The following is a 21,885-nucleotide window of genomic DNA, read 5'->3' on the forward strand; positions in this document are numbered from 1 at the left end:
ATTACCGGTGCGTAACAACGAAGTTCCGCCGGGCCGCGCGGTGGCAGTTGCAGAAAGTTTTGATTAACAAACTGACACATCGTGACTTGCCGTGCGGAGAGTTGGAGTTCTCTCCGATGGACGGACCGCCGCGAGCTGCGCGGACACCCCGGCGGGCGGTCTTCGGGAGCCTCCGGGGGGCCTCCGGTCGGTGGCGGGGGTGAGGCCGGCCGCGGCCGGTTGACGCACCGGGGCCGGGCCCCGGTGACCCGGCGCGGTCGGCGCGTCACGCCGGGGTCGCCAAGATCTCACCTGCTGGAAACGTCCGGGGGCTGGCCCCCGCACGTTCGGACGGGCAGACTTCTACGCGCGTCACGACCTGGTCCCGCCAGTGCACCTGACGGTCCGTCCGCCCCACGTTGGAGTCGTTCATGCCCCTGAACCGCCGTGATTTCGTGACCCGCTCCGCCGCCACCGCGGCCGGCGCCGCCCTGGTCGGCGCCGTCCCGGTGGCCGCCGCCACACCGGCCGCCGCCAAGGGCGCCGACGAGGTGGCCGGGCGGGCGCCGGCCAAGGAGACCTTCACCGTGATGGGCACCACCGACCTGCACGGCCACGTGCTCAACTGGGAGTACTTCACCGACTCCGAGTACGACGACAAGGCGCACAACGACGTCGGCCTGGCCAAGATCTCCACCCTGGTGAAGCAGGTCCGCGAGGAGAAGGGCTGCCACCGCACCCTGCTGATCGACGCGGGCGACACCATCCAGGGCACCCAGCTGTCGTACTACTACGCCCGGGTCGAGCCGATCACCGGCAAGCGCCCGCCGAAGCACCCGATGGCCGCCGCGATGAACGCGATCGGCTACGACGCGGCCGCGCTCGGCAACCACGAGTTCAACTACGGCATCCCGCTGCTGCGCGCCTACGAGAAGCAGCTGGACTTCCCGCTGCTCGGCGCCAACGCGCAGGACGCGAAGAGCGAGCGCCCGGCCTTCGCCCCGTACGTGATCAAGGAGCTGCACCTCGGCCACGGGCGGCCGCTGCGGGTGGGCATCCTCGGGCTGACCAACCCGGGCATCGCCATCTGGGACAAGGCCAACGTCTCGGGGCAGCTGGTCTTCCCCGGCATCGTCGAGATGGCGCAGAAGTACGTGCCGCGGCTGCGCGCGGCGGGCGCCGACGTCGTGGTGGTGGCCTCGCACTCGGGCATGGACGAGGTCTCCTCCTACGGCGACCAGCTGCCCTGGCCGGAGAACGCCTCGGTGCAACTGGCCGAGACCGTGCCGGGGGTCGACGCAGTGCTGGTGGGTCACGCGCACAAGGAGATCCCGCAGCGGCTGGTGGTCAACAAGACCACCGGGAAGACCGTGGTGCTCTCCGAGCCGCTGTGCTGGGGCGAGCGGCTGACCTGCTTCGACTTCGAGGTGGAGTACCGGCGCGGTGCGTGGTCGGTCACCGCCGTCACCTCCCGGGTGCTGAACTCCAACACGGTGGCCGAGGACCCGGCGATCGTGAAGCTGATCGGCGCCCAGCACAAGAAGGTGGTCGGCTACGTCAACCAGGTGATCGGCACCAGCAAGACCGAACTGTCCATCGCCGAGGCCCGGTTCAAGGACGTCCCGATCATCGACCTGATCGGCCGGGTGCAGGCCGACGCCGTCAGGACCGCCCTGGCCGGCACCTCGTACGCGGCGCTGCCGGTGCTGGCCCAGGCCGCGCCGTTCAACCGCACCGCGCTGATCCCGGCCGGCGAGGTGAAGCTGCGGGACGCCGCCGGGCTGTACATCTACGAGAACACCCTGGAGGCCCGGCTGCTCACCGGCGCCCAGATCAAGGACTACCTGGAGTACTCCGCCCGGTACTTCGCACAGCTGGCACCGAGCGACCCGGTCAACCTGGACACCCTGACCAACCAGCTCAACATCCCGGACTACAACTACGACTCGGTCTACGGGGTGTCCTACGACATCGACCTGACCCAGCCGGTCGGCTCGCGGATCACCGGCCTGTCGTACGAGGGCAAGCCGGTCGAGCCGGCCGCCCAGTTCGTCCTCGCGGTCAACAACTACCGGGCCAACGGCGGCGGCAACTTCCCGCACGTCGCGGCCGCCACCAAGGTCTGGTCGAACTCCGACGAGATCCGCAACACGATGATCGCCTGGGTGAAGGCCAAGGGCGTGATCGACCCCACCGAGATCAGCGGTGGCACCTGGCGCCTGGTCCGTGCGGGCGTGCCGCTGTTCTAGACCGGACGGCACAGCGGGGGCCCGGCGGACACCACGTCCGCCGGGCCCCCGTTCGGTGGTCCGGGCGGCCCGGTCAGTCCAGCAGGCCGGACAGGGTGACGTAGAGGACCACCCGTTCCTCGGTGGCCCGGACGCCGACGCACAGCTTGCGCCGGTCCAGAAGCAGGCCGTTGGGCCGGCAGGTCTCCTTCGGCCGGCCGAGGGCGCGGGCGGTCTCGGCCGGGGACAGTCCCGTGGTGCTGCCCACGACGACCAGCCGGAAGCAGTTCCCGGTGCCGCAGCCGGTCTGCTGCGAGAGCTCGACCAGGCCGGGCGGCAGCTGCGGGACGTCCCGGGCGGACGGCGGCCCGGACGGCTCGGCGGTCGTGAGCACGTACAGCAGCGAGCCGAGGAGCGTGACGGCGAGCTGGGCGGCGAGCAGCCCGGTGGCGGCTCGCCGGCGGCGGATCCAGCGGTCTCGGCCGGGGCCCTCCTGCTGCCGTTCGAGCAGCACACCCCCGACGATCAGCACCACCGCCACCAGCGCGTACAGCAGGTGGGCGTCGGCCCGGCCGACCGGGGTCCAGCCGTGCTGCACGGCGAGGAGTGCGCCCGCGGCGGCGGCCAGGGCGACGGCGACCACCGGCCCGGTCTGCCGGGTCCTGGCCAGCAGCCACCAGGCGGCCGGCGGGACGGCGGCGAAGAGCAGGCCCAGTGCGCTCCACATGGCGGGCGACCCCCGGGGACGGATGGCGGTGGTACGGACGGATGACAGCGGTACGGGGGTGGGACGCCGGGCGGTGGCCGTCCGGTTGCACCGGTGTGGCCGCCGGGGCAGCGGGCACCGGTCGTCAGGCGGGCTCCGGTCGTCAGGCGGGCTCCGGGGTGCCGGTGCCGAGGCGTTCGAGGAGCAGCAGCGCCGGGACGGCGGCCAGGCTGAGGCCGCCGAGCAGTGCCCACGGCCAGGCGGGTCCCTGGGCGAGCAGCAGGGTGAGCAGGAACGGGGCGGCGGTCTGTCCGGCCGTCCAGGAGAGCTGGTAGACGGCGAGGTAGCGGCCGCGCAGGCGGGGGTCGGCGAGGCGGACGGAGAGTTCCTCGGAGAAGGGGCCCGCGACGGTCTCGGCGAGGTTGTAGATCAGCATGGCGAGGTGGGCCCCGGCCAGTGCGGCCCAGCCGGGCGCGGCGGCGAGCAGCGCGAACAGGGCGAAGGCGAGGGCGTTGAGCAGTGAGCCGGCGATCAGGACGCGGGTGGCGCGGCGGTGGCCGAGGCGGCGGGTGACGGCGGTCTGGGTGAGCACGATCTGGGCGCTGTTGAGGACCAGCAGCCAGCCGGCCAGCCAGGCCTGCTGGTGGAGTCCTTCGGTGAGGTAGAGGGCGAGCAGCAGGCTGAGGACGAGGGAGGCGAAGACGAAGCTGAGGTTGATCGCGACGAGCAGCAGGTAGCGGCGGTCGCGCAGGACGGTGCGGTAGCTGCCCTCGTGGCCGGTGCGGGTGGTGACGGGGGTGTTGAGGGGCCGCCAGGTGGCGAGCAGGGTGGCGGCGAGGGCGAAGCTGGCGGCGTTGAGCAGGACGGTGGCGCGCAGGCCGGTGGTGCCGCCGGTGGCGAGCAGCAGGGCGCCGAGAGCGCCGCCGACGGCGAGGCCGCCGTTGCGCAGGGCGCCGACCAGGGCGAACCAGCGGGGGCGGTCGCCGGGTTCGGCGGCGAGGACGACCAGGCCGGTGCTGGCGGTCCAGTAGGCGGCGGTGCCGGCCTGGGCGAGCAGGACGACGGTGATGATCTGCCAGGTCTGGTGGGCGGCGAGGAAGCCGGTGTGGGCGAGGGCGGAGAGCAGGTTGGCGGCGGCGGCGACCCGGCGGGCGCCGTAGCGGTCGATGACCGGGCCGGTCAGCAGGGCGACGGGCAGGGCGAGCAGCCGGGCGAGGCTGATGGCGGCGCCGATGGCGGGCAGGCCGAGGGTGGTGGTGCGGGCGAAGTAGACGACGGTGAAGGCGAGCAGGAGTCCGCTGCCGAGGCTGTCGACGAGGTGGGCGCCGAGGAGGTTACGCTGCCGTGCGGCCTTGGGCCGGCGGGTGCGGGGCGGGGTGTCGAGGGTCGCGCTGGTCATGCTGTCGATCGTCGGGCGCCGGGCGGGCGGGGCCCAGAGATTTCGTTCTGGTGGAATCCTCGGTGGAGTCCTGGGAGGGGTGGATGCTGACGCTGGAGTTCTCGGCGCAGGACGTGGCGCTGACCCGGTTCGCGTCCTCGCCGCTGTGGGAGGTGGTGAACAGCGTGCAGGTGTTGAAGGAGCCGGGCGCGCACGCGGTGCACCTGCCGTGGGTGCGGCAGGCCCGGGAGGCGCTGGCGGGGGTGGGGTTCGGGCTGCTGGAGCAGTTGGTGCCGGTGCCGACGGTGTACACGCCGGATTTCCTGACGCCGGTGCCGGTGGGTCTCGCCCCGACGTTGGAGGAGGAGTTGGCGCACCTGGTGGCGACGGAGCCGGCGCAGGTGCGGGTGGACCTGGGGCGGATCGAGGGCCGGTTGCCGCCGCTGGTGGCGGGGTTGCGGGCGGATCCGGTGGCGGGGCTGGCGCGGCTGGCCGGGGAGGTGCGGGCGTACTGGGCTGCGGCGTTGGAGCCGCACTGGCCGCGGATCGTCCGGCTGGTGGAGGGTGAGGTGCTGCGGCGGGCGCGGCAGATGTCGGTGGGCGGGCCGGCGGCGCTGTTCGAGGATCTGCATCCGCGGGTGTCGTGGGCGTCGGGGACGTTGCGGGTGGCGCACCGGTGGTTCGCGGCGGAGCGGGTGCTGGAGGGGGGCCGGGGGCTGGTGCTGGTGCCGTCGGTGTTCGCCTGGCCGGGGGTGTATTCGCAGTCGAATCCGCCGTTGCAGCCGGGTCTGGTGTACGCGCCGCGCGGGGTGGCGACGCTGTGGGAGCGGCCGGTGGCGGTCCCGGGTGGTCTGGCGGCGGTGCTGGGGCGGGCGCGGGCGCTGCTGCTGGCGGAGTTGGCGGCGCCGGTGTCGACGTCGGAGCTGGCGGAGCGTACGGGTCTGTCGGCGCCGAACGTGTCGCACCATCTGACGGCGCTGCGCGGGGCGGGTCTGGTGGCGCGCCACCGGACCGGGCGGACGGTGCTGTACCTGCGGACGGCGGTCGCGGAGTCGCTGGTGGCGGCGGGCGGGTAGGGGCGCCGGGGCGGCCCGGTTTCGGGCCGCCCCGGTGAGCCGGTAGCGCCTAGAAGGGGAAGCGGCTGCGCTCGTGCTGGATGGAGATCCACTTGAGGGTGGTGAAGGCCTCCACGGTGGCGTCGCCGTTGAGGCGGCCGACGCCGGAGCTCTTCTCGCCGCCGAAGGGGACGATCGGCTCGTCGTGGATGGTGCCGTCGTTGATGTGGATCATGCCGGTCTCGATCCGCTGGGCGAGCTTGACGCCGCGCTCGACGCTGCCGGTGTGGACGGCGCCGCTGAGGCCGAACGGGGTGTCGTTGGCGATCCGGACGGCCTCGTCCTCGCCGTCGAAGGGGAGCACGACCACGACCGGGCCGAAGAGTTCCTGGTGCAGGATGGGCGCGTCGGCGGGGACGTCGGTGAGGACGACGGGGTCCATCAGGGTGCCGACGGTGGCGCCGCGCAGCAGGACGGTGGCGCCCTGGCCGACGGCGTGGTCGACCTGGGCGGTGACCGAGTCGGCCTGGGCGGAGTTGATCAGCGGACCGATCTGGGTGGCCGGGTCGAGCGGGTCGCCGACCTTGAGGGTGGCGATCTTGGCAACGAACTTGGCGGTGAACTCCTCGGCGACGCTGCGGTCGACCAGCACCCGGTTGGCGGCCATGCAGACCTGGCCCTGGTGGGCGAAGCGGCTGAACACGGCGGCGTCGACGGCGTAGTCGAGGTCGGCGTCGTCGAGCACGATCAGGGCGCTGTTGCCGCCGAGTTCGAGGACGGTGCGCTTGAAGTGGCCGGCGGCGACCTGGGCGACGTGGCGGCCGACCTTGTCGGAGCCGGTGAAGGCGATCACCTTGGGCACCGGGTGCTCGAGGAAGGCGTCGCCTATCTCGGCGATGTCGGTGAGCAGGACGTTGAGCAGGCCCGCGGGGAGCCCGGCCTCCTCGAAGATCTTGGCGATCAGGGTGCCGCCGGTGATCGGGGCGTCCTGGTGCGGCTTGAGGACGACGCCGTTGCCGAGGGCGAGCGCCGGGGCGACGGCCTTGAGGGAGAGGAAGAGCGGGAAGTTGAACGGGCTGATCACGCCAACCACGCCGACCGGCAGCCGGTAGAGGCGGTTCTCCTTGCCGTCCACCGGGGAGGGCAGGATCCGGCCTTCGGCGCGCAGCGAGAGCTGCATGGCCTCGCGCAGCATGTCGCGGCAGAGGGAGAGTTCGAAGCCGGCCTTGAGCCGGGTGCCGCCGAGTTCGGCGATGATCGTCTCGGTGATCTCCTGCTCGCGGTCCTCCATGATCCGCAGGGCGCGTTCGAAGACCAGCCGCCGGGTGTAGGGGTTGAGCTTCCCCCAGTCCTTCTGGACCCGTTCGGCGGCGCGGTAGGCCTGGTCGACCTCCTCGACGGTGGCGACCGTGATGGCGGCCAGCTTCTCGCCGGTGTACGGGTTGAGGTCGACGATGTCCCAGGAGCCGCTGCCGGCTCGCCACTGGCCGTCGATGTACTGCAGCGACAGTTCCTCGATGTAGGACATCCGCTCCCCTTCACTGGGCACCCGGGGATCCCGGGTCCAACTGACGAGACATCATCGTACTGATGTGTCAGTCGTCTTGGGGGTCAGTCCTCCTGGAGGATGGTGTGCAGCAGGGCCGCCGTCCGCTCCGGGGTGAGGCTCTCGGCGCGCAGCCGCTCCAGCGCCGCGGCGTACTCGGCGACCTCGGCGGGGCGGTCCAGGTAGAGGGCGCCGGTGAACTGTTCCAGGTAGACCAGGTCCGGCAGGTCCCGCTCGGGGAAGCTCAGTACGGTGAACGAGCCGCTCTCGGCGGCCAGCCCGCCGCCGCCGAGCGGCATCACCTGGAGGGTGAGGTGGGGGTGGGCGGCGAGTTCGACCAGGCGGTGCAGCTGCCGGCGCATCACCTCGGGTCCGCCGCAGGGGCGGCGCAGGGCGGCCTCGTCCACGATGATCAGCAGTTCGGCGGCGGGCCGGGTCTCCAGCAGCCGCTGGCGGCGCAGCCGCACGGCGACCCGCCGGTCGATCTCGGCGGCGGGGGTGGCCGGGTTGCCGAGCCGGATGACGGCGCGGGCGTACTCCTCGGTCTGCAGCAGGCCGGGGACGAACTGGAGTTCGTAGCTGCCGATGGTGCAGGCGGCCTCCTCGAGCCCGAGGTAGGCCTGGAACCAGCCGGGTACCGCGTCGCCGTAGGACTGCCACCAGGCGGGGGCGTTGGCCTCCTGGAGCAGTCCGAGGACGGCGGCGCGGCTGTCGTCCTCGTGGACGCCGTAGAGGGTGAGCAGGTCGGCGACGTCGCGGGCCTTGAAGCCGACCCGGCCGAGCTCCATCCGGCTGATCTTCGACTCGGAGGCGCGGATCGAGTAGCCGGCCTGTTCCCGGGTGACGCCGCTGGCCTCGCGGAGCCTGCGCAGCCGGGAGCCGAGCACCATGCGCCGTGCGGTCGTCCCGCTGCCCGCCTGCTGGCCGCTCATCCCGGACCACCTCCACCGGTCGAACCCGCGTTCTTCACCTGCGGCATCCTTTCACCTGGGAGCGCCACAGGACCAGGAATGGACGAAAAATCAACTTCTTGACCGCGAGCGGCCTGCGGGCAGCGGAACGGCGCGGGCAGCAGAACGGCGCCTGCCCCATACCTGGTCGGGGAATGGGCAGGCGCCGCATACCGGCCCGGCGGCTCTGACGGGTCACGGGTACTGCAGCCGGGCCCGAGGGGGCACCCGGCGGATCGGGTTGAGGGTAGGGGTGCCGTCAGACCGTCAGCGGACGGTCGGTCGGGCGGATCGGAGCGGGAAGCGGGGTCTTGCCACCCAGGAACCTGTCCACCGCGGCAGCGGCGGAGCGGCCCTCGGCGATGGCCCAGACGATCAGGGACTGGCCGCGGCCGGCGTCACCGCACACGTAGACACCGTTCACATTGGTCCCGAACTTCCCGTCCCGGGCAATGTTACCCCGGGCGTCGAGCTCGACGCCCAGCTGCTCGACCAGGCCGTTCTTGACGTCGGTGCCGGTGAAGCCCATGGCCAGGGTGACCAGCTGGGCGGGGAGCACCCGCTCGCTGCCCGGCACCGGCTCGAACCGGCCGTCCTTGAACTCCACCTCGACCAGGTGCAGCTCCTGGACGTTGCCGTCCTCGTCGCCGGTGAAGTGGGTGGTGTTGACGGAGTAGATCCGCTCGCCGCCCTCCTCGTGCGCGGAGGTGACCTTGTAGGTCATCGGCATGGTCGGCCAGGGCTGGTGGCCGGGCCGCTCCTCGGCGGGACGCGGCATGATCTCCAGCTGGGTGACCGAGGCCGCGCCCTGGCGGTGGGCGGTGCCGACGCAGTCCGCGCCGGTGTCGCCGCCGCCGATGACGACCACGTGCTTGCCCTTGGCGCTGATCGGCGGCTCGACGAAGTCGCCCTCCTGCACCTTGTTGGCCAGCGGCAGGTACTCCATCGCCTGGTGGATGCCCTTGAACTCCCGGCCGGGCACCGGCAGATCGCGGGCGGTGGTGGCGCCGGCCGCCAGCACCACGGCGTCGAAGCGCTCGCGCAGCTGCTGGCCGGTGATGTCCTCGCCCACGTGCACGCCGGTACGGAACCGGGTGCCCTCCGCGCGCATCTGCTCGATGCGGCGGTTGATGTGGCGCTTCTCCATCTTGAACTCGGGGATGCCGTAGCGCAGCAGGCCGCCGATGCGGTCGGCGCGCTCGTACACCACCACGGTGTGCCCGGCCCGGGTGAGCTGCTGGGCGGCGGCGAGGCCGGCCGGACCGGAGCCAACGACGGCGACCGTCTTGCCGGACAGCCGCTCCGGGACCTGGGCGGCCACGCCGCCGCGGTCCCAGGCCTTGTCGATGATGGTGACCTCGACGTTCTTGATGGTCACCGCGTCCTGGTTGATCCCCAGCACGCAGGCCGACTCGCAGGGAGCCGGGCACAGGCGGCCGGTGAACTCCGGGAAGTTGTTGGTCGCGTGCAGCCGCTCGATCGCGCCGGTCCAGTCGTCCCGGTAGGCGAGGTCGTTCCACTCGGGGATGAGGTTCCCGAGCGGGCAGCCGTTGTGGCAGAACGGGATGCCGCAGTCCATGCAGCGGCCGGCCTGCTCGGTGATGATCGGCAGCAGGCTGCGCTCGACGTAGACCTCGTTCCAGTCCCGCAGGCGCACGTCCACCGGACGGCGCTCGGCCAGCTGCTTGGGCGTGGTCAGGAAGCCCTTGGGGTCAGCCATGTGCCGCCTCCATCATCTTGCGAGTGGTCTCGGACTCGGAGAGTCCGTCGCGCTCAGCGGCGTCCTTGGCGGCGAGCACTGCCTTGTAGTCGGTCGGCATGATCTTGGAGAAGCGGCTGACGCCGCCGCCCCAGTCGGCCAGGAGCTCGGCGGCGACGGTGGAGCCGGTCTCCTCGTAGTGCTGCTGCACGGTCTCGCGCAGCCACTCCCGGTCGTCGGCGGTGGGGGCCTCGATGCCCACCATGCCCTCGTTGACGTTGGCCGGGCGCAGGTCCAGGACGTAGGCGATACCGCCGGACATGCCCGCTGCCAGGTTACGTCCGGTCTCGCCCAGGACCACGACCCTGCCGCCGGTCATGTACTCCAGGCCGTGGTCGCCCACGCCCTCGACCACCAGGGTGGCCCCGGAGTTGCGGACGGCGAACCGCTCGCCGGCCTTGCCGCGCAGGTGGATCCGGCCGCTGGTGGCGCCGTAGCCGATGGTGTTGCCGGCGATCACGTGGCTCTGCGCGTCGGCGCCGATGGCCGCCGCCTCGCGGGCCGGGCGGACGATCAGCACGCCGCCGGACAGGCCCTTGCCGACGTAGTCGTTGGCGTCGCCCTCGAGGCGCAGCGTGATGCCGCGCGGCACGAAGGCGCCGAAGGACTGGCCGGCCGAGCCGGTGAAGGTGACGTCGATGGTGCCCTCGGGCAGGCCCTCGCCGCGGTACCGCTTGGTCACCTCGTGGCCGAGCATGGTGCCGACCGTGCGGTTGACGTTGCGGATCGGCAGCTGGATGCGGACGGCGTCGCCGCGCACCAGGGCGTCCTCGGCCAGCTCGATCAGCTGGTTGTCGAGCGCCTTGTCGAGCGCGTGGTCCTGCACGGTGGTGTTGTGCAGGGCCGCGCCCTCGGGGAGCTCGGGCACGTGGAACAGCGGCGCCAGGTCGAGGCCGGCGGCCTTCCAGTGGGTGATCGCGTCGGCGGCGTCGATGTGCTCGGCGTGGCCGACCGCCTCCTCGATCGAGCGGAAGCCCAGCTCGGCGAGGATCTCGCGGACCTCCTCCGCGATGAACTCGAAGAAGTTCACCACGAACTCGGGCTTGCCGGAGAAGCGCTCGCGCAGCACCGGGTTCTGGGTGGCGACGCCGACCGGGCAGGTGTCCAGGTGGCAGACGCGCATCATGATGCAGCCGGAGACCACCAGCGGGGCGGTCGCGAAGCCGAACTCCTCGGCGCCGAGCAGCGCGGCGATCACCACGTCCCGGCCGGTCTTCAGCTGGCCGTCGGTCTGCACCACGATCCGGTCGCGCAGCCCGTTCAGCAGCAGGGTCTGCTGGGTCTCGGCGAGGCCGAGCTCCCAGGGGCCGCCCGCGTGCTTGAGCGAGGTGAGCGGGGAGGCGCCGGTGCCGCCGTCGTGGCCGGAGACCAGCACCACGTCCGCGTGCGCCTTGGAGACGCCCGCCGCGACCGTGCCGACGCCGACCTCGGAGACCAGCTTCACGTGGATGCGGGCCGCCGGGTTGGCGTTCTTCAGGTCGTGGATCAGCTGGGCGAGATCCTCGATGGAGTAGATGTCGTGGTGCGGCGGCGGGGAGATCAGACCGACGCCCGGGGTCGAGTGCCGGGTCCTGGCGACCCACGGGTAGACCTTGTGGCCGGGCAGCTGGCCGCCCTCACCGGGCTTGGCGCCCTGCGCCATCTTGATCTGGATGTCGTCCGCGTTGACCAGGTACTCGGAGGTGACGCCGAACCGGCCGGAGGCGACCTGCTTGATCGCCGAGCGGCGCTCCGGGTCGTACAGGCGCTCCGGGTCCTCGCCGCCCTCACCGGTGTTGGACTTGCCGCCGAGCCGGTTCATCGCGATGGCCAGCGTCTCGTGCGCCTCCATCGAGATGGAGCCGTAGGACATCGCGCCGGTGGAGAACCGCTTGACGATCTCGGAGACCGGCTCGACCTCGTCGATCGCGATCGGCGCCCGGCCCTTGCCGTCCAGCTTGAACAGGCCGCGCAGCGTCATCAGCCGCTCGGACTGCTCGTTCACCCGCTCGGTGTACTGCTTGAAGATGTCGTAGCGGCGCGAGCGGGTGGAGTGCTGCAGCCGGAAGACCGTGTCCGGGTCGAACAGGTGCGGCTCGCCCTCACGGCGCCACTGGTACTCGCCGCCGATCTCCAGCGCGCGGTGCGCGGCCGGGATGCCGGAGGCCGGGTACGCCTTGGCGTGCCGGGCGGCGACCTCCTTGGCGAGCTCGTCCAGGCCGATGCCGCCGAGCTTGGTGGTGGTGCCGGAGAAGTAGCCGTCGACCAGCTCCTGGGACAGGCCGATCGCCTCGAAGACCTGAGCGCCGCGGTAGGAGGCCACGGTGGAGATGCCCATCTTGGACATCACCTTCAGCACGCCCTTGCCGAGCGCCTTGATCAGGTTCTTGATGGCCTTGGCCGGCTCGACGCCCTCGATGAAGACGCCCTGCGCGACCAGGTCCTCGACCGACTCCATCGCCAGGTAGGGGTTGACCGCGCCGGCGCCGTAGCCGACCAGCAGCGCCACGTGGTGCACCTCGCGGACGTCACCGGCCTCGACGATCAGCGACACCTGGGTGCGCTGCTTGGTGCGGATCAGGTGGTGGTGGACCGCGGAGGTGAGCAGCAGCGAGGGGATCGGCGCGTGCTCGGCGTCCGAATGGCGGTCGGAGAGGACCACGATGCGGGCGCCGTCGGCGATCGCCGCGTCGGCCTCGGCCGCGATCTCCAGCAGGCGGGCGGCCAGGCCGGCGCCGCCACTGGAGACCTTGTACAGGCCCGACAGGGTGACGGCCTTGAGGCCGGGCTGGTCGCCGTCCACGTTGATGTGGATCAGCTTGGCCAGCTCGTCGTTGTCGATCACCGGGAAGGTGATGCCGACCGAGCGGCAGTGCGAGGGCTTGGCGTCCAGCAGGTTGCCCTCGGGGCCGAGGTTGCTCAGCAGCGAGGTGACGAGCTCCTCGCGGATGGCGTCCAGCGGCGGGTTGGTGACCTGCGCGAACAGCTGCACGAAGTAGTCGAAGAGCAGCCGCGGCTTCTCGGACAGCGCCGCGATCGGCGAGTCGGTGCCCATCGAGCCGAGCGCCTCGCCACCGGTGCGCGCCATCGGCGCGAGGATGACCCGCAGCTCCTCCTCGGTGTACCCGAAGGTCTGCTGACGGCGGGTGACCGAGGCGTGGGTGTGGTGGATGTGCTCCCGCTCGGGGAGCTTGGCCAGCTGGATCTGCCCGCCGGCCACCCACTCCTCGTACGGGTGCTCGGCGGCGAGCCCGGCCTTGAGCTCCTCGTCCTCGACGATGCGGTGCTCGGCGGTGTCGATCAGGAACATCTTGCCGGGCTGCAGCCGGCCCTTCTTGACGATCGTCTCCTGGTCCAGGTCGAGCACGCCGACCTCGGAGGAGAGCACCACCAGGCCGTCCTCGGTGACCCAGTACCGGGCCGGGCGCAGGCCGTTGCGGTCCAGCACGGCACCGATCCGGGTGCCGTCGGTGAAGGTGACGCAGGCCGGTCCGTCCCAGGGCTCCATCAGGTTGGAGTGGTACTGGTAGAACGCGCGGCGGGCCGGTTCCATGGTGGCGTGGTTCTCCCACGCCTCCGGGATCATCATCAGCACCGCGTGCGGCAGCGACCGGCCGCCGAGGTGGAGCAGCTCCAGGACCTCGTCGAAGGAGGCCGAGTCGGAGTGGTCCGGGGTGCAGATCGGGAAGATCCGGCTGAGGTCGCCGTCGATCAGGTCGGTGGCGAGCTGGGACTCCCGGGCGGTCATCCAGTTCCGGTTGCCCTTGACCGTGTTGATCTCGCCGTTGTGCGCGACGAAGCGGTACGGGTGGGCCAGCGGCCAGCTCGGGAAGGTGTTGGTGGAGAAGCGCGAGTGCACCAGGCCGAGCGCGGAGGCGTAGAGCCGGTCCGACAGGTCGGGGAAGAAGGGCTCCAGCTGGCCGGTGGTCAGCATGCCCTTGTAGACGATGGTCCGGGCGGAGAGCGAGGGGAAGTACACCCCGGCCTCGCGCTCGGCGCGCTTGCGGACCACGAAGGCGACCCGGTCCAGCGCGATGCCGGACTTCTCGCCGTGGCTGACGAACAGCTGCCGGAAGCGCGGCATCACCGAGCGGGCGGTGGCTCCGAGCAGGTCGGGGGTGACGGGGACGTCGCGCCAGCCGAGCACGGTGGCGCCCTCGGCGGCGGCGATCTCCTCGATCTGCGCGACGGCGAGGTCGGCGGCGACCTCCTCCTGCGGGAGGAAGGCGATGCCGACGGCGTAGGAGCCGGCGGCCGGCAGCTCGAAGCCGACCTTGGAGCGCAGGAAGGCGTCCGGGATCTGGGTCAGGATTCCGGCGCCGTCGCCGGAGTCCGGCTCGGAGCCGGTCGCACCGCGGTGCTCCAGGTTGCGCAGCACGGTCAGCGCCTGCTCGACGACGGTGTGGTCGGCGATGCCGGTCAGCGTGGCGACGAAGCCGACGCCGCAGGCGTCACGCTCGTTGCGAGGGTCGTACAGGCCCTGAGCTACAGGTCGCGCATCCGGAACGAGCGCGTAGGGCCGGGCGGCGGCCTGCTGGGGCTCGTTGGCGGAGTGCGTGGATGCAGACAGCATCGGCTCTCCCGTCGTCGTCATTGGCAAGAAGCTGAGCAATAGGGACGACGTTGGCCCTGATGCGATTTCGTGCAGGTTACATGATGCCGGATATCCCGAGAAGTGGAATATTGCGTCCACATCGCGGACATAATCCGCAGGTCAGGCGCCGTTTCCGGGGGGCGGCCCGGGGCTGGGGAGTCAGGCTCCGGTGCGCGCGTTGCCACCAGTGTGCCCGGCGCGCCCCGGAGCGAAACAGGGCCGAAATGCGCCGGCCACACGGCCGCTCCACGCCCGCCTGCGAATCCATCCCGCCAGGTGGTCGGCGGGATGGGATTCCTCGGGCGGCTACGCCTGCGGCCGAGACTAGGCCAGGCGAAAGCCGGTACCCATGTGCGGAACATCACGCATCATCCGGCATACCCATGCAACCTCATGTGTCATCGCACAGCCGCGGACGGGCGGCATCACCCCAGGTGGCCGCCGATCAGGTGGCCCAGCAGGAAGGTCACCCCGGCGGCGGCGCCGCCCAGGACCAACTGGCGCAGTCCGCTGAACCACCAGCTGCGGGCGGTCACCCGGGCGACCACCGCGCCGCACAGGAACAGCCCGACCGCCGCGACGGCCAGGGCCGGCCACAGCGCGTGGGCGCCCAGCAGGTACGGCAGCAGCGGCAGCAGCGCGCCCACCGCGAAGCAGGCGAACGAGGAGGCGGCGGCCACCACCGGCGACGGCAGGTCCTCCGGGTCGATGCCGAGCTCCTCGCGGGCGTGCACGGCGAGGGTCCGCTCCGGGTCCACCGACAGCTGCCGCGCGACCTCGAGGGCCAGCTCCGGCTCCACCCCCTTGGCCACGTACAGCTGGGCGAGTTCGGCCAGCTCGCCCTTGGGGTTGCGGCGCAGCTCCAGGCGCTCGGCCTCGATCTCGGCCTCGACCAGCTCCCGCTGGGAGGCGACCGAGGTGTACTCCCCCGCCGCCATCGAGCAGGCGCCGGCCGCGAGCCCGGCCAGCCCGGTGATGATCACGGCACTGCGGCCCACGTCACCGCCGACCACCCCGGTCATCAGGGCCAGGTTGGAGACCAGCCCGTCCATCGCGCCGAACACGGCGGGTCGCAGCCAGCCGCCGTTGACGTCGCGGTGGTGACCCTCCTGGGGTATCCGCGGGTGTCCCTCGACGGCGGGTTCGGTGACGGTCACGCTCATGCTGTCCTCGGCCTTCTGGCGAGCTTCCCTCCCCCGGCAACCGCAGCCGGGTACGCCGAAGCGCCGTGAGCCGGGCTGCCCGCAGGGCTCTCGTGACTCGACGTTAGCCATCTGACCTGCAAGTTTCCAGCAAAGTAAGGCTGTCCGAACACGCCTTCGGCCGCCTGCGCCACGGTGGGTGCAGACGGCCGGGAGAGGTGGAACGGCTGGTCAGGAGGGGTGGTCGGAGCTCTTCCCGGGCTTGTGCGCGGCGTCCGCGGGGGTGTCCCCGGGCGTTCCGGCGGGCCCGTCGGAGTCCTCGGACCCGGCGGGCGCCGGCTCGGGGGCCGCCCCGGCGCTCTCGGCCTCGGCCCGGGCGGCCGGGTCGATGGAGTCCGGTGCCTCGCGGCCCGGGCGCTTCTTGCCGACGATCACCAGGTAGGCGACGGCCCCGGCGAAGACCAGGATCGAGGTCCAGTCGTTCAGCCGCAGGCCCAGGATGTGGTGGGCCTCGTCGATCCGCAGGTACTCGATCCAGAAGCGGCCCACCGTGTAGGCGGCGACGTACAGCGCGAAGGCCCGGCCGTGGCCGAGGGTGAACCGGCGGTCGGCCCAGATCACCAGCAGGGCGACGCCCACACACCACAGCGACTCGTAGAGGAAGGTCGGGTGGTAGGTGCCGGTGACGACGGTGCCGTCCGGCAGCGTCTTGTCGATCTCCAGGCCCCACGGCAGCGTGGTCGGCTTGCCGTACAGCTCCTGGTTGAACCAGTTGCCCCAGCGGCCGCAGGCCTGGGCCAGCGCGATGCCGGGAGCGATGGCGTCGGCGTACGCGGGCAGCGGCACGCCCCGGCGGCGGCAGCCGATCCAGGCGCCGACCGCGCCGAGCGCGATGGCGCCCCAGATCCCGAGGCCGCCCTCCCAGATCTTGAAGGCGTTCCACGGGTTCTTGCCGTCGCCGAAGTACAGCTGGTTGTCGGTGATCACGTGGTAGAGCCGGCCGCCGACCAGGCCGAACGGCACCGCCCAGACCGCGATGTCGCCGACGGTGTGCTTGCCGCCACCGCGGGCGACCCAGCGCTTGCTGCCGAGCCACACGGCCACGACGACACCGATGATGATGCAGAACGCGTAGGCGCGCAGCGGGACCGGTCCCAGGTACAGGACGCCCCGCGACGGGCTCGGAATGTAAGCGATATCCATGACAGGGTCGACGCTACCGTGTCGCACCCGCCACTCCGGCACCGCTGCCGGTCACAGCTTGGCCAAACAGCGGGCCGCCGCACCCGGGGCACCGGGTGCGGCGGCGGACGGCGCGGCGGCGGACGGCCCGGCGGTCAGGGCGAGGGCGGGGTGTTGCTCTCGGCCGCGGTGCTGGTCGGTGCGGGGCTCTGGCCGCCCGAGCCGGTGGTGCCGAGCGTCTTGCCCTGGTTGGCCTGGTCGACCCACTTCACCAGGTTCTCCGGGCTGATCTGCTCGTCACCCTTCTTCGGGTAGACCGGGGTGCCGTTGAGCAGGACGGTCGGGGTGGACTTGTAGCTGGACTTGTCGAAGTCCTGCTGCACCGCGGACACCCAGCCGCCGTACTTGTTGTCGTTGACGCAGGCCTCGAAGGTCGGCGTGTCCAGGCCGGGGACCTGCTTGGAGAGCTCGATCAGGGTGGCCTTGTCACCGAAGGCGTCGCTGGTCTCGTCCGGCTGGTTGCGGTACAGCACGTCGTGGTAGTCCCGGAAGTGACCGGCGTCCTGGGCGCAGGCCAGCGCGTTGGCGCCGTACTTGGAGCCGCTGCCGCCGAGCGAGCGGTCGATGAAGGACACCACGTGGTAGTTGACGTACAGCTTGCCCTGGTCCTCGAGCTGGTCGATGGTGGGCGAGAACTGGCGCTCGAAGGAGCCGCAGGCCGGGCAGCGCGGGTCCTCGTACACGGTGAGCACCGAGGGCGCGTCGGCCGGGCCGGCCGGGACCACCAGGCTCTTGTCGCCGATCGCGCCGGCGGGGGCGGCGACCGGGGTCTCCGGCTTGGAGCGCTGGTTCTGCACCACCACGCCGATCACCACGGCGACGGCGATCACGGCCAGGACCGCACCGCCCACCACCAGTTTCTTCTTGCGCCTGTCGCGCGCCTCCTCGGCGGCGCGCGCCTCGATCATCCGGTCGCGGGCGTTCCGCTTGCCTTCGCGGTTCTTCTCACTCATGGGTGCTGTGTCCATGTTCCAAAGGGGGGATCGATCGGTCACCGGGGGTGGGGGAGGGCGCGGGGCCTAGGCGGCGAGCCAGGCGTCGGCCGAGAGCTTCGTCCGCGGCCGGTAGATCAGCCACGCGGCCAGCAGCAGGAAGCCGGAGTCCCGCAGGATCTCCTGGAGGTACTCGGTCTTCGAGGCGTCCACCGTGCCGCCGCCGCCGAAGCAGCCGCAGTCGATGGAGATGCCGCGCGCCCAGGCGGAGGCGATCCCGCTGATGAAGGCGAGCAGCAGCAGGGCGGAGATCACGGCGACGATCCGGGTGCCGAGACCGATCAGCAGCAGCAGCGCGAGGGCCAGCTCCAGGAAGGGCAGGCCGTAGCCGATCGGCTTGACCAGCGATTCGGGGAGGACCTCGTAGGCCCGGACGGCCTGGGCCGCCTCGGCCGGGTCGGAGATCTTCGCCAGCCCGGCCCAGCCCCAGACCACGGCGAGGGCGAGCCGGACCACCAGGCCGAACCACTCGGCCGCCGGGCCGTCCACCGCCCGGCGCAGGCGCCCGGCCGCGCTCGGCCCGGCGATCTGCTGACTGGCCATCACGGGCCCCCTCCTACGATCGCACCCGCCACCCGGCGGGCACGGCGTCCTGCCTGATGAACCGTAGGGGAAAAGGGGGAGTTCCTCCAGTTTCACGAATTAAGCCGAATGAGGGAGGTTAGGCGGTCATATGTCCGATTCGACTTAAGGCTTTCGGGTGGCGCAGCGGCTCTGCCGGGTGAGTTCCTCCAGCGGCCGCCGACCGCCCGGGAGGGAGCGGTCGGCCCGCACCTCGGCGGCCAGCCGGGCCGCCTCCCCGCACAGGTACGCGTCCTGCCTGGCCCGCTCCTCGCCGCTGCGGGCGAGCGCGTGTCCCACCGCCGCGTCCACCCCCACGCAGGCGCTCAGCGCCAGGGCGGCGGCAGCGGCGCGGAGCAGCACGGAGCGCTGGAGACAGGGCACGGGCGGTCCTTCCGCGGGGACTGGATCGTTCGGGCACTGCACGAACCGTGGAGGCCGGCAGGCACCGTGGACACGTCCCTCCGCTCAACGCCGGTCAACCCCGGCCGATGCGTGTCGGCTCCGCTGTTCACCCGTTCGGCTTGCCGGGGCGTCAGCGGGCCGGCGGCGCGAGCCGGTCGGCGAGCCCCGCGGCGTCCGCGAGGAACCAGACCTGGCGGCCCCCGTTGCACTCGCGGACGAAGTCGGCCAGCGCGGTGCCGGTGGCGGTGTGCCGCGAGACGTCCCCGAGCACGGCGAACCCCAGACGGTAGGTGGCGAACTTCTGGACGATCCGGCCGGCCAGCCCGGTGCGCAGCCAGAAGAAGTCGTCGGGCAGCCGCCCGGCCGGGACGGCCACCCAGTGGGCGCCCAGCCCGAACGCTTCACCGATCAGGTCGAGGGCGTCCTGCTCACCCGCCAGCGGCGGTCCGTCGGGCGCGCACAGCAGGACGGGCGTGCCGTGCAGCTCTTGCAGGGTCTCGGGCATCGGGTCGGTCCTCTTCTCGGTCGGGGCCGGGCACACCGGTCCGGGCGGTCAGGGCGGTCCTTGGTGGCCCTTGGCGGTCCTTGGCAGTCCTTGGCGGTCCGTCAGTCCGGCTGGTCCGTCAGCAGGGCGACCAGGCGCAGGAGTTCGGCGGTGTCCGCCACCCCTCCGATCACGATGATCTTCGCCTCGGCGCGTTCCGCATCGTGGACGGTCTCGACCCGCACCGGCTCGCCGCCCGCCGGTCGGCCGCCGAGCGAGGCGGTGAGCAGCATGCTCAGCCGCTGCACGGCCGCCACGTCGATCGCCTCGATCCGCAGGACGGCGGTCACCTCGCTGCGGCGGGCGGGCCGCCCGGGCTCCGGCGCGGGGAGCGGCCGGCCGGTGAAGGCCTCCAGGTCCTCCCGCGCGATCCGGTACTGCTTGCCGATCCGGACCGCCTGGAGCCGGCCGTCGCGGACGTAGCCCCGCACGGTCCGCACATGCAGGCCCAGCAGGCCGGCCACCTGTTCCACCGAGTAGAGCTGCTGCGGCATCGGGCCACCCTTCGGACTGTTCCATCACTCCCAAAACTACCATCGGGTCGGGGACGGATAGGGAAGTTCTAGGAGCATCCCGGAAAACGAGAACGGCCCGGTGGTCCGCGCGCGGGGCACGGACCGCCGGGCCGTCGAGGCCGTACGGGTGGTACGGGTGGTACGGGTGGTGCTGGAGCTACGGGTGCTACCGGTCAGCCGCGGCGGACGCCCGCCGCCAGGTCGGCGGCCAGCGCACGGACCGCCGTCAGGCCGGCCTGCTCGTCGCCGTCCGCGTCCAGCAGCCGCTGGACGAAGGCCGAGCCGACGATCACGCCGTCGGCGAAGCGGGCCACCTCGGCCGCCTGGTCGGCGGTCGAGACCCCGAGGCCGACGCAGACCGGCAGCTCGGTGGCGGCCCGGGTCCGGGCGACCAGGTCCTCGGCGAGGTTGCCGACCTGCGCCCGGGTGCCGGTCACGCCCATCACCGCGGCGGCGTACACGAACCCGGAGCCGGCCGCGGTGACCTCGCCCAGCCGCTGGTCCTTGCTGCTGGGCGCGACCACGAAGACGGTGTCCAGACCCAGCTCACCGGCCGCCTTGCGCCACTCGTCGGACTCCTCGACCGGCAGGTCGGGCAGGATGCAGCCCGCTCCCCCGGCCGCCGCCAGGTCGGCGGCGAACCGGGCCACGCCGTAGCGGTCGACCGGGTTCCAGTAGGTCATCACCAGCACCGGGGTGTCGGTGCGCGCGGCCACCTCGGCGACGGTGCGCAGCACGTCCTTGATCTTCACGCCGGCCCGCAGCGCGATGTCGTCGGCGGTCTGGATGGTCGGGCCGTCCAGCACCGGGTCGGAGTGCGGCAGGCCGACCTCGACGATGTCGCAGCCGCCCTCGACCAGTGCGTGGATCGCCTTGATGCCGCCGTCCACGGTCGGGAAGCCGGCCGGCAGGTAGCCGATCAGGGCGGCCCGGCCCTCGGCCTTGACGGCGGCGAGGGTGGTGCTCAGCTTGGTCTGCGTCATGGTCACTTGCCCCCGTCGGCGGCGTTGTCGTCGTAGAGGCCGAAGTACTTCGCGGCGGTGTGCATGTCCTTGTCGCCGCGGCCGGAGAGGTTGACCAGGATGGTCGCCTCGGGGCCGAGTTCGCGGCCGAGCACCAGCGCGCCGGCCAGGGCGTGGGCGCTCTCGATGGCCGGGATGATGCCCTCGGTGCGGGACAGCAGGCGCAGCGCCTGCATCGCCTCGTCGTCGGTGACCGGACGGTACTCGGCCCGGCCGGTGTCCTTCAGCCAGGCGTGCTCCGGGCCGACGCCGGGGTAGTCCAGGCCCGCCGAGATGGAGTGGCTCTCGATGGTCTGGCCGTCCTCGTCCTGCAGGACGTAGGTGCGCGAGCCGTGCAGGACGCCCGGGTCGCCCTTGGTCAGGGTGGCCGCGTGCTTCGGGGTCTCGGCGCCCTCGCCGGCCGCCTCGCAGCCGATCAGGCGCACCCCGGCGTCCGGGATGAACTCGTGGAAGATGCCCATCGCGTTGGAGCCGCCGCCGACGCAGGCGACGACCGCGTCGGGGAGCCGGCCGGTGCGCTCCAGCACCTGCTCGCGGGCCTCGATGCCGATCACCCGGTGGAAGTCGCGGACCATCATGGGGAACGGGTGCGGGCCCGCGACGGTGCCGAACAGGTAGTGGGTGGAGTCGACGTTGGCGACCCAGTCCCGGAACGCCTCGTTGATGGCGTCCTTGAGGGTGCGGCTGCCGGACTTCACGGCGATGACCTCGGCGCCGAGCATCCGCATCCGGGCCACGTTGAGCGCCTGCCGCTCGGTGTCGACCTCGCCCATGTAGATGGTGCAGTCGAAGCCGAACAGCGCGCAGGCGGTGGCGGTGGCCACGCCGTGCTGCCCGGCGCCGGTCTCGGCGATGATCCGGGTCTTGCCCATCCGGCGGGTCAGCAGGGCCTGGCCCAGCACATTGTTGATCTTGTGCGAGCCGGTGTGGTTGAGGTCCTCGCGCTTGAGCAGGACACGGGCGCCGCCCGCCTCGGCGGAGAAGCGGCGCACGTCGGTCAGCGGGCTGGGCCGCCCGGTGTAGTCCTTGAGCAGCGCCTCGAGCTCGGCGGCGAAGGCCGGGTCGGCCTTGGCCTTCTCGTACTCGTCGGCGACCTGCTCGACCGCGGCGACCAGGGCCTCGGGGATGAAACGCCCGCCGTAGGCGCCGAAGTAGCCGCGGGCGTCCGGGACCTGGGTACCCGGCTGGTAATTCTCGGACATGCGAAGTCCTTGAGGTGCGTGGTGAACGGGATGGCGTGCGGTGACGTCGATCGGCGACCCGAGGGTCAGCCGTGCGTCCTGCGCCA

Annotated in this window: 17 protein-coding genes; 2 read left to right on the forward strand and 15 right to left on the reverse strand. The window is 72.0% G+C overall.

What is annotated here, in order from left to right:
- The first annotated feature begins 410 nt into the window (after window positions 1-410).
- Window positions 411-2,228 carry a 5'-nucleotidase C-terminal domain-containing protein gene (locus tag AB0D08_RS11160; protein ID WP_033820215.1) on the forward strand — a complete coding sequence of 606 codons (1,818 nt, stop codon included), beginning with the start codon at window positions 411-413 and terminating at the stop codon, window positions 2,226-2,228.
- Between the two features lie 73 nt (window positions 2,229-2,301).
- On the opposite strand, the gene AB0D08_RS11165 is transcribed toward AB0D08_RS11160, so the two are convergent.
- Both AB0D08_RS11165 and AB0D08_RS11170 read right to left on the reverse strand, forming a co-directional pair.
- Window positions 2,302-2,934: an MFS transporter gene (locus AB0D08_RS11165; RefSeq protein WP_359887801.1), complete on the reverse strand. Its 633-nt coding sequence runs from the start codon at window positions 2,932-2,934 to the stop codon at window positions 2,302-2,304.
- Between the two features lie 142 nt (window positions 2,935-3,076).
- On the reverse strand, window positions 3,077-4,312 hold the full coding sequence (locus AB0D08_RS11170) for an MFS transporter (RefSeq protein ID WP_051812286.1): 1,236 nt from the start codon (window positions 4,310-4,312) through the stop codon (window positions 3,077-3,079).
- 62 nt (window positions 4,313-4,374) lie between these two features.
- Here AB0D08_RS11170 and AB0D08_RS11175 point away from each other — a divergent pair, with 62 nt between their 5' ends.
- Window positions 4,375-5,367 (forward strand): ArsR family transcriptional regulator, encoded by a 993-nt coding sequence (locus tag AB0D08_RS11175; RefSeq protein ID WP_359887805.1) that lies wholly within the window; start codon window positions 4,375-4,377, stop codon window positions 5,365-5,367.
- Between the two features lie 49 nt (window positions 5,368-5,416).
- On the opposite strand, the gene AB0D08_RS11180 is transcribed toward AB0D08_RS11175, so the two are convergent.
- The 13 genes from AB0D08_RS11180 to trpB form a co-directional block, all read right to left on the reverse strand.
- Window positions 5,417-6,874 (reverse strand): aldehyde dehydrogenase family protein, encoded by a 1,458-nt coding sequence (locus AB0D08_RS11180; RefSeq protein WP_033820217.1) that lies wholly within the window; start codon window positions 6,872-6,874, stop codon window positions 5,417-5,419.
- An 83-nt stretch (window positions 6,875-6,957) separates the two neighbouring features.
- Window positions 6,958-7,824 carry a helix-turn-helix transcriptional regulator gene (locus AB0D08_RS11185; protein ID WP_033820218.1) on the reverse strand — a complete coding sequence of 289 codons (867 nt, stop codon included), beginning with the start codon at window positions 7,822-7,824 and terminating at the stop codon, window positions 6,958-6,960.
- 277 nt (window positions 7,825-8,101) lie between these two features.
- Entirely contained in the window at window positions 8,102-9,562 is a 1,461-nt protein-coding gene (locus tag AB0D08_RS11190; protein ID WP_033820219.1) for a glutamate synthase subunit beta, read from the reverse strand.
- Window positions 9,555-14,153: a glutamate synthase large subunit gene (gene gltB / locus AB0D08_RS11195; RefSeq protein WP_359887808.1), complete on the reverse strand. Its 4,599-nt coding sequence runs from the start codon at window positions 14,151-14,153 to the stop codon at window positions 9,555-9,557. Before gltB ends, AB0D08_RS11190 begins: the two co-directional genes overlap by 8 nt.
- 446 nt (window positions 14,154-14,599) lie before the next feature.
- Window positions 14,600-15,337 (reverse strand): VIT1/CCC1 transporter family protein, encoded by a 738-nt coding sequence (locus tag AB0D08_RS11200; protein WP_359887809.1) that lies wholly within the window; start codon window positions 15,335-15,337, stop codon window positions 14,600-14,602.
- Window positions 15,338-15,547: 210 nt separating this feature from the next.
- Window positions 15,548-16,519, reverse strand: a complete 972-nt coding sequence (lgt, locus tag AB0D08_RS11205; protein ID WP_359887811.1) for a prolipoprotein diacylglyceryl transferase — start codon at window positions 16,517-16,519, stop codon at window positions 15,548-15,550.
- Window positions 16,520-16,653: 134 nt separating this feature from the next.
- Window positions 16,654-17,511: a thioredoxin domain-containing protein gene (locus AB0D08_RS11210; protein ID WP_359887813.1), complete on the reverse strand. Its 858-nt coding sequence runs from the start codon at window positions 17,509-17,511 to the stop codon at window positions 16,654-16,656.
- 66 nt (window positions 17,512-17,577) lie between these two features.
- Window positions 17,578-18,093: a MauE/DoxX family redox-associated membrane protein gene (locus AB0D08_RS11215; protein ID WP_359887815.1), complete on the reverse strand. Its 516-nt coding sequence runs from the start codon at window positions 18,091-18,093 to the stop codon at window positions 17,578-17,580.
- 144 nt (window positions 18,094-18,237) lie between these two features.
- Entirely contained in the window at window positions 18,238-18,495 is a 258-nt protein-coding gene (locus AB0D08_RS11220; protein WP_149038109.1) for a hypothetical protein, read from the reverse strand.
- A gap of 151 nt (window positions 18,496-18,646) precedes the next feature.
- Window positions 18,647-19,021: a DUF4180 domain-containing protein gene (locus AB0D08_RS11225; RefSeq protein WP_359887816.1), complete on the reverse strand. Its 375-nt coding sequence runs from the start codon at window positions 19,019-19,021 to the stop codon at window positions 18,647-18,649.
- Between the two features lie 101 nt (window positions 19,022-19,122).
- On the reverse strand, window positions 19,123-19,554 hold the full coding sequence (locus AB0D08_RS11230; protein ID WP_359887817.1) for a helix-turn-helix domain-containing protein: 432 nt from the start codon (window positions 19,552-19,554) through the stop codon (window positions 19,123-19,125).
- A gap of 194 nt (window positions 19,555-19,748) precedes the next feature.
- A complete protein-coding gene (gene trpA, locus AB0D08_RS11235) occupies window positions 19,749-20,558 on the reverse strand; it encodes a tryptophan synthase subunit alpha (protein WP_359887819.1) in 810 nt (269 codons plus the stop codon).
- 2 nt (window positions 20,559-20,560) lie between these two features.
- Window positions 20,561-21,799 carry a tryptophan synthase subunit beta gene (gene trpB / locus AB0D08_RS11240; protein WP_033820227.1) on the reverse strand — a complete coding sequence of 413 codons (1,239 nt, stop codon included), beginning with the start codon at window positions 21,797-21,799 and terminating at the stop codon, window positions 20,561-20,563.
- Window positions 21,800-21,885: the final 86 nt, after the last annotated feature.

The organism is Kitasatospora sp. NPDC048540 (assembly GCF_040651175.1).
Lineage (GTDB): Bacteria > Actinomycetota > Actinomycetes > Streptomycetales > Streptomycetaceae > Kitasatospora.